Source organism: Arthrobacter sp. BL-252-APC-1A, assembly GCF_009696625.1.
In the GTDB taxonomy this organism is placed as follows: Bacteria; Actinomycetota; Actinomycetes; order Actinomycetales; family Micrococcaceae; genus Arthrobacter_B.
Genome location: NZ_VULS01000030.1, coordinates 1 through 1350, shown reverse-complemented (window position 1 = coordinate 1350; position 1350 = coordinate 1). Strand labels below are relative to the sequence as shown.

Annotated in this window: 2 protein-coding genes; one reads left to right on the top strand and one right to left on the bottom strand. The window is 61.9% G+C overall.

Annotated features, from left to right (window positions below; genetic code table 11):
* Window positions 1-272, bottom strand: a 272-nt coding sequence (locus FYJ28_RS17060) for an alpha-amylase family glycosyl hydrolase (RefSeq protein WP_268235050.1), incomplete at its 3' end; no start/stop codon positions are given.
* A gap of 270 nt (window positions 273-542) precedes the next feature.
* On the opposite strand from FYJ28_RS17060, the gene FYJ28_RS17055 reads away from it, so the two are divergent.
* Window positions 543-1190, top strand: a complete 648-nt coding sequence (locus FYJ28_RS17055) for a DUF4190 domain-containing protein (RefSeq protein ID WP_154580190.1) — start codon at window positions 543-545, stop codon at window positions 1188-1190.
* The last annotated feature ends 160 nt before the right edge of the window (window positions 1191-1350 follow it).

Sequence of the window (1350 nt, the reverse complement as noted above, 5' to 3'; positions counted from 1 at the left end):
ACGTCGTAGCCGGCGTCTTTTTGGGGGGAGACGTAGAAGGGGGAGAGCCAGATCGCGTCGATGTCCAGTTCGGCCAGGGTGGGGATTTCGGCGGTGATGCCGGGCAGGTCTCCGATGCCGTCCCCGCTCAGGTCGCGGAAGGAGCGGGGGTAGATCTGGTAGATGACCGAGGAACGCCACCACTGCCTCTCCCGCACGGTAGAGGCTTCATGGACCGGCACAAGACGGAGTTGCCGGGAAGGCAAAGAACGTTCGTGGAGGGCGTTGTCCATAGACAGCATCATCCTTTTCGCACATCGCAGACTGCTTACTCAAATGTTAAACGCGGGTGTTCCTGAGTATGTGCCAGAATAAGACGGTGATTGCTCACACATTAGTGTGGCGCCGGACGCTTCGGTGCTAACAGTGCCCTGACTAGGCGTAACGGGGTCAAAACGTGCGGGTTCTATCCAGCGGTGCAGGATAGACTGGCCGCGATCGCGGGCACTGCCGCCAGGCCGTACCGCAGGCCACACATCCGACCCCAGCATTCCGGGAGAACTATGTCAGAAAACCGCAACAACGCCGACGCAGGCCACCCCGAGCCTCAGAACGAAACGACGCCGGACCAGACTGCAGGGCCGGCCGCAGACGAAGCGCCCACGCAACGGCTCTATGGCCAGCCCGGCACGCCGGACGATTCCGGGACCCAGCCCTTCCAAGCTCCTGCCGGCCTTCCCTATGGGCAGCCCACGTACGGCCAGCCCGCGTACGGCCAGTCTTCAACCCCGGGTCCGTACGGTCAGCCGAGCTACCCGGGCGGGTCACAGCCCGGACCCTACGGCTACCAGGGCGCCTACCAGCCTCCCGCACAGCAGCCGGGCAAGACCATGGGCATCGTTGGCCTGATCCTGTCCTGCCTGTTCTTCATCCCGTTCGCCTCACTGGTTGGCGTGATCCTCAGCATCGTGGCCTTCGTGCAGTCCCGTAAGGCGAAGATGAGCAATGGTCCGGCTTTGGCCGGCATCATCATCGGCGGCGTCGTGTTCGTGCTGACGCTGCTGGCCACGATCCTCCTCTTCGTTTTCGCCCTTGACCAGGTGGGGACGCTCATAGAGGTCTGCGAGGACCGCGGGCCCGGAACCCATTTCGTAGACGGCGAAATGTACGAGTGCGATCCGATGGAATTGGAATTCGAACAGTCCCTCTAACCACGCAGCCAACGCAGGAAGGCCGGGCCTTTGTGAACTGCTCCCCGAAAGTTGGACTGAGAAATCAGTTCACTCTCGGGGAGCAGTTCTATGCACAGCAGCAGTTCATTGTCGGAAGAGCAGCGTGAGGCAGCGGTAGCCTTATTTGAGCTGGGTTGGG

Excerpts from the sequence above, each read along its gene's own strand:
- FYJ28_RS17055 (WP_154580190.1), top strand. The coding sequence starts at position 543 with ATGTCAGAAAACCGCAACAACGCCGACGCAGGCCACCCCGAGCCTCAG.